This is a genomic window from Streptomyces sp. SID3343, from assembly GCF_009865215.1.
In the GTDB taxonomy this organism is placed as follows: domain Bacteria; phylum Actinomycetota; class Actinomycetes; order Streptomycetales; family Streptomycetaceae; genus Embleya.
The window spans coordinates 1-6,063 of sequence record NZ_WWJX01000615.1; the positions used below are offsets into that span (position 1 = coordinate 1).

Sequence of the window (6,063 nt, forward strand, 5' to 3'; positions counted from 1 at the left end):
GCGCCGGCGCGGGGCCCGCCGGATCACGCTGCGGGTGCTCGGCGGCAACGCGAGCGCGCGGGCGCTGTACCGGTCGTGCGGATTTGTGATCGAGGGCGTGCTGGAGGGCGAGTTCCTGATCGCCGGTCGCTACGTGGACGATGTGCTGATGGCCCTCGACGTCACCGGTCCGTCTTCGCCCTCGCCGCGTACCTGACCGCCTCGGCCGCCGGTACGTCTCCGCCGACCACTTCCAGGGTCAGGCCGGCCGTGCCGGGCTCCTCCAGCAGTTCGGCGAGCACGGCGGCCACGTCGTCGCGGCGGATCGCGCCGCCGCCCTCGCGCTGGGACAGGGAGACCAGGCCGGTGCCGGCGTCGTCGGTGAGCCGGCCCGGGCGCAGGATCGTCAGGTCCAGCGCGCCGCGCGCGAGCAGGTCCTCCTCGGCCTCGCCCTTGGCCTTGAGGTACAGCGCGAAGTCCGGGTCGGTGTCGGGGGGCGGGTTCGTCGAGGCGCCCATCGAGGACACGATCAGGTAGCGCCGCACCCCGGCGTCCTCGGCGGCGTCCGCGAGCAGGACCGCGCCGCCGTAGTCGACGGTCATGGTGCGCTCGCGGCTGCTGTCGGGGCCCGCGCCGGCCGCGAACACCACCGCGTCCGCGCCGGCCAGGTGCTCGACGACCTCCTCGACCGCGGCTCGTTCCAGGTCGCACTCGATCGGCTCGGCGCCGGCTTCCCGCAGCTCGTTCGCCTGGTCGGGATTGCGAATGAACCCCGCCACCGTGTGTCCGCGTTCGGCGAGCAACCGCTCCAGCCGAAGTGCGATCTTTCCGTGTCCGCCCGCGATGACAATGCGCATGTAATCGACCGTAAGGTGACGAACCCGGACAAGTGTCGGCGCGGGCGCGCGACACGAACAGGTTCCACTGATCGGCCGCGCGTCGAGCGCGCAGGGCGCGCGGCGCACGAGGAACACGCGCGGGGGCGACGCGGGCGGCCCGGTCTCGCGCCACTCGGCTTTCGACGTCGCGCCCGCGACCGCGGGCCCGTACGCATGCGTTCGCCCTGGTCGCCGAGCAGGGCGAGCAACTCCTCCGGTTCGGCGCCCATGCCTTCCGTTTGCCGATCCGGCAACAAAGTTTGTCATTACGGTGGTTGGGGACGAACCATCGACCCAGAGGTGATTCGGACCCTAAACGCCGAGGCGCCCACCGCATCGAAAGGCAGCCCGCACGATGACCGAGCACGCCCACGGCCACGCCGCCGACCCGACCACCGACGACGCCGCCACGGCCGAGGAGTTCTGGGACGAGTTCTACCGCAAGAGCGACCGGGTGTGGAGCGGCAACCCCAACTTCGCGCTGGTCCGCGAGGCCGCCGACCTCACTCCCGCCACCGCGCTCGACGTCGGCTGCGGCGAGGGGGCCGACTCGATCTGGCTGGCCCGGCGCGGCTGGCGCGTCACCGGCACCGACATCGCGCAGGCCGCGCTCGACCGCGCCGCCGAGCACGCGGCGGCGGCCGGCGTCACGGACCGCGTCGATTGGCAGCGACACGACCTGACCGTGTCCTTCCCCACCGGTTCCTTCGACCTGGTCTCGGTGCACTTCCTGCACGCGACGGCGCACCTGTCCACCATCGCCGCGCTGCGCTCGGCCGCCGCGGCCGTCGCGCCGGGCGGGGTGCTGCTCGTGGTCCAGCACGCCGCGCCCGCCGAGGGGACGCATCACCACCCGTACCACGTGCAGTTCCCGACCTCGCGGGAAATTCTCGACGAGCTCGACCTGGTGCCCGACGCGTGGGAGGTCGAGCTCGACGAGGTCCTGGAGCGGGCGAGCACCGGCCACGACGGCGAGGCGGCCACCCGCACCGACAACATCCTCAAGGTTCGACGCCGGACCGCCTGACCGGCCGCGCACGGTCGGTTGTGGAGCGGCCCGCGGCGGGCATACGACAGGCTTCCGGTCGTCCCCGTCGAGGAGCAGTGCCATGGATGGAAACGACCCCTGTGTACGGGTGCGCGGCGCCCGCGAGCACAACCTGCGCAACGTGGACGTGGACGTCCCGCGCGACACGTTCGTGGTGTTCACCGGGGTGTCCGGCTCCGGCAAGTCCTCGCTCGCGTTCGGGACGCTGTACGCCGAGGCGCAGCGGCGCTACTTCGAGTCGATCGCCCCGTACGCGCGCCGACTGATCCAACAGGTCGGCGCGCCGCACGTGGACGAGATCACCGGGCTGCCGCCCGCCGTCGCGCTGCGCCAACAGCGCTCGGCGCCGACGTCGCGCTCGACGGTGGGCACGCTGACGACCCTGTCCAACTCGCTGCGCATGCTGTACTCGCGGGCCGGCACCTATCCGCCCGGCGCGCCGCGGCTGGACTCCGACTCGTTCTCGCCCAACACCGCCGTCGGCGCGTGCCCGAACTGCCACGGCCTGGGCCGCGTGCACGAGGTCACCGAGGACTCGTTGGTCCCCGACCCGAGCCTGTCGATCCGCGACGGCGCGATCGCCGCGTGGCCGGGTGCCTGGTACGGGAAGAACCTACGGGACATCCTGGACACGCTCGGCTACGACGTGGACCGTCCGTGGCGCGACCTGTCGCGCGAGCAGCGGGACTGGATCCTGTTCACCGACGAGCAGCCGGTGGTCACCGTGCGACCGGTGCGGGACGCGCACCGGATCCAGCGCGACTACCAGGGCACCTACAGCAGCGCGCGCCGGATCGTGCTCAAGACGTTCGCGACGTCCAAGAGCGCGACGCAGCGCAAGCGGGTCGAGCGGTTTCTGCACAGCAGCCCGTGCCCGGTGTGCCGGGGCCGGCGGCTGCGGCCCGAGGCGCTCGCGGTGACGTTCGCCGGGCACGACATCGCCGCCCTCGTCGCGTTGCCGTTGGCCGGGCTCGCCGAGACGCTCGCGGGTGCCGAGGTCCCGGGCGAGGTGGCCGAGACGATCTGCGCCGACCTCGTCGCGCGCATCGCGGTGTCGGCCGAACTGGGTCTGGGCTATCTGAGCATGGACCGCGAGACGCCGACCCTGTCGGCGGGCGAGTTGCAGCGGCTTCGGCTGGCGACCCAGTTGCGGTCGGGGCTGTTCGGCGTGGTGTACGTGCTCGACGAACCTTCGGCGGGGCTGCATCCGGCGGACACGGACGCGCTGCTCGTGGTGCTGGACCGGTTGCGCGCCGCGGGCAACTCGCTGTTCGTGGTCGAGCATCGGATGACGGTCGCCCGGCGCGCGGGCTGGATCGTGGACGTGGGCCCGGGGGCGGGTGAGGGCGGCGGTGTGGTCCTGTACAGCGGTCCGGTCGAGGGGTTGCGCGAGGTGGCCGAGTCGGCGACCCGCCGCTTCCTGTTCCCGGACGCACCGCGACCGGCCGCGCGCGAACCCCGTACGCCGTCGGGCTGGTTGGAGCTGGACGGGGTGACCCTGCACAACCTGCGCGACGTCGACGCGCGCCTGCCGCTCGGCGTGTTCACCGTGGTCACGGGCGTGTCGGGATCGGGCAAGTCCACCCTGGTCGGCCGAGTCCTCGCGGACGTGACGGCGGAGCACCTGGGCGCGGGTACCGACGACGAGGACGAGGACGAGCAACTCGCCGAGTCGGGCGAGGTGCGCGCGAGCCGGGGGTTCGACGTGATCGATCGGCTCGTGCGGGTGGACCAGAAACCGATCGGCCGCACACCGCGTTCGAACCTGGCCACCTACACCGGCATGTTCGACACCGTCCGCAAGCTGTTCGCCGACACCGACGCCGCGCGTGCACGCGGCTACACCGCGAGCCGGTTCTCGTTCAACGTGGCCGGTGGGCGTTGCGAGACCTGCCAGGGCGAGGGATTCGTCGCGGTCGAGTTGCTGTTTCTGCCGGGCACGTACGCGCCGTGTCCCACGTGCGCCGGCGCGCGGTACAACCCCGAGACGCTGGAGATCACCTATCGCGGTTCGAGCGTTGCCGACGTGCTCGCGCTGACCGTCGACGCGGCGGCCGAGTTCCTCGCCGACGTGCCGGCCGCCGCGCGCAGTCTGACCATGTTGCGCGAGGTGGGGCTGGGCTATCTGCGGCTCGGGCAACCGGCGACCGAGTTGTCCGGCGGCGAGGCGCAGCGGATCAAGCTGGCGAGCGAACTGCAACGGGCCCGGCGCGGACACACCCTGTACGTGCTCGACGAGCCGACGGCGGGGCTGCACCCGGCCGATGTGGAGCTGCTCGTGCGGCAGTTGCACGGGCTGGTCGAGTCGGGCAACACGGTCGTGGTGGTCGAGCACGACACGGACGTGATCGCGGGGGCCGACTGGATGATCGACCTCGGTCCGGGCGGCGGCGCGGCGGGTGGGCGAATCGTGGCCGCGGGGACCCCTCGGGACGTGGCCCGCTCGGGGCGGGGCGTGACGGCCCGCTACCTGACCACCGACGGCGACCGTGACCGCCCCGCGCCGACCGGCCGAGTCCGGGCCGCGAACTCGTCGGCGGGCAGCGTGGTCGACGGCGCCTGATCCCGACCGGCGTGGGGTTACCGGCCGGCGCGTGGGGACCACGGAAAACCGTTCTCAACCTTTTGCGCGTCTCGACGATCAGACATGGGGGACGAACACGGGCGGTCGGAGGGTGGATGCGCAAGAACCGATATCCGGATTTCGAGGAGTACGCGGCGGCGCGCCAACGCCGGCTCTACCGCATGGCCTATCTGCTGTGCGGTGACCTCGATCGGGCCCAGGACCTGACCCAGACCACGCTCGTCAAGCTGCTCCAGCACTGGCGCAGCGCGAGCCGCGCGGACAACCTCGACGCCTACGCCCGCACCGTGCTCACGCACGCCTACCTGGCGGAGGAGCGCCGTGCCCTGATCGGCCGGCGGGCGCACTCGTTCGGGGCCAATCCGAGCGGTCCGGGCGACACCGATCTGCGCGTGACGCTGCTCGCGGCGCTGGGCGAGCTGCCGCCCAAGGCGCGGGCGATGGTGGTGCTGCGCTATTGGGAGGACCTCAGTGTCGAAACCGTCGCCACGTTGATGAACTGCAGCACCGGAACGGTCAAGAGCCAGTGTTCGCGCTCGCTCGCCCGCCTGCGCACGCACCTGACCGAAGCCGACCTCCACGCCCTGCACCACTGAGGACTCGTCATGGACTCGCACACTCCGCATCACCCCTTCGAATCGGCCGACGTGGAGCGGGAGATCCGGCTCGTCAGGGACGCGATGAACCGTGGCACCGACACCCTGGAGCCGCCCGCCGATCTCCTGCACGGCGTGCTCGTGATCGGTCACCGCAAGCGCGTGCGGGCCCGTGTGGCCGCCGTGCTGGGCACGGGGCTGGGGGTCGCCGCGCTCGCGCTCGGAGCCTTCCTCGTGGTGGACCCGGACCGGGCGACCGCGACCGGCCCGGCGTCCCGGCCGTCGGCGTCGCCGACCGCGACGGTGGCGGCGCAACGGGGCGCGCCGATCGAGGTCGTGTCGCGCCCGTCGCCTTCCGGCACCGTCGGCCCGAGTCGATCCGCCGGGGAGCGGGACTGGTCCGACGACTATCGCCTGCGGGTGGCCGAGGCACTTCGTGACCTGCTGCCCGCGACGATCGGCCGGGTGCGCATCGTCGAGGGCGCCGGCCCCGGCTTCGACGGCATCACCGTCGAGGGCAGGATCTTCCCGCTCACCTTCGCCGTGCACCGCGCGGCCGGCGCGAGCGCCGAGCGCTCGTGCGACGGGAGCAAGGGAGTGCCCTGCGTCGCGGACCGACTCCCGGGCGCGGTGCCGGTCGTCGTGCACGTCCTGCCGCGCTCGGGCGGCAGCGCGACGAGCGTCGAGGCGTCGTTCCACGTGGGCGACAGCAACGTGACCGTGACGGTCGGCGCCGACGAGGCCACCGACACGTCGGCTCCGGTCGACCCGCAGCAGTTGCTGGCCTTCGTCCGCGACCCGCGCGTGCTGCAACTGGTGGGCGAGGCGGACCGGCGCGCGAGCCCGTCCTCGTCGAGCACCGCCACGGTGTCACCGACGTCCTGAACCGGCGGGTCCCGGTCGCAGTGGTCCCGGTCGCGGTGGTCCCGGTCGCGGGGTCCCGGTCGCGGGGGTCCCGGCGGGCAGGTCCCGGCGGGC

The 6,063-nt window shown here is 72.8% G+C and carries 6 protein-coding genes; 5 read left to right on the forward strand and 1 reads right to left on the reverse strand.

The features are described from left to right. Positions 1 to 196 (forward strand): GNAT family protein (locus GT354_RS19070; protein WP_161357505.1); only part of this gene is annotated, 196 nt, incomplete at its 5' end. On the opposite strand, the gene GT354_RS19075 is transcribed toward GT354_RS19070, so the two are convergent. Continuing rightward, positions 162 to 836: an SDR family oxidoreductase gene (locus GT354_RS19075; RefSeq protein WP_161357506.1), complete on the reverse strand. Its 675-nt coding sequence runs from the start codon at positions 834 to 836 to the stop codon at positions 162 to 164. The two genes, GT354_RS19070 and GT354_RS19075, sit on opposite strands and share 35 nt — an antisense overlap. Before the next feature lie 376 nt (positions 837 to 1,212). Between GT354_RS19075 and GT354_RS19080 the strand changes: the two genes are divergently transcribed. The 4 genes from GT354_RS19080 to GT354_RS19095 all read left to right on the forward strand — a co-directional run bounded on the left by GT354_RS19080 (position 1,213) and on the right by GT354_RS19095 (position 5,970). Next, positions 1,213 to 1,884, forward strand: a complete 672-nt coding sequence (locus GT354_RS19080) for a class I SAM-dependent methyltransferase (RefSeq protein WP_161357507.1) — start codon at positions 1,213 to 1,215, stop codon at positions 1,882 to 1,884. A gap of 82 nt (positions 1,885 to 1,966) precedes the next feature. Next, positions 1,967 to 4,468, forward strand: coding sequence for an excinuclease ABC subunit UvrA (locus GT354_RS19085; protein WP_161357508.1), 2,502 nt, complete (start codon positions 1,967 to 1,969; stop codon positions 4,466 to 4,468). Between the two features lie 116 nt (positions 4,469 to 4,584). Next, complete coding sequence (locus GT354_RS19090) at positions 4,585 to 5,085, forward strand: SigE family RNA polymerase sigma factor (protein ID WP_161357509.1); 501 nt, start codon at positions 4,585 to 4,587, stop codon at positions 5,083 to 5,085. A 9-nt stretch (positions 5,086 to 5,094) separates the two neighbouring features. Then, positions 5,095 to 5,970, forward strand: coding sequence for a hypothetical protein (locus tag GT354_RS19095; protein WP_161357510.1), 876 nt, complete (start codon positions 5,095 to 5,097; stop codon positions 5,968 to 5,970). The last annotated feature ends 93 nt before the right edge of the window (positions 5,971 to 6,063 follow it).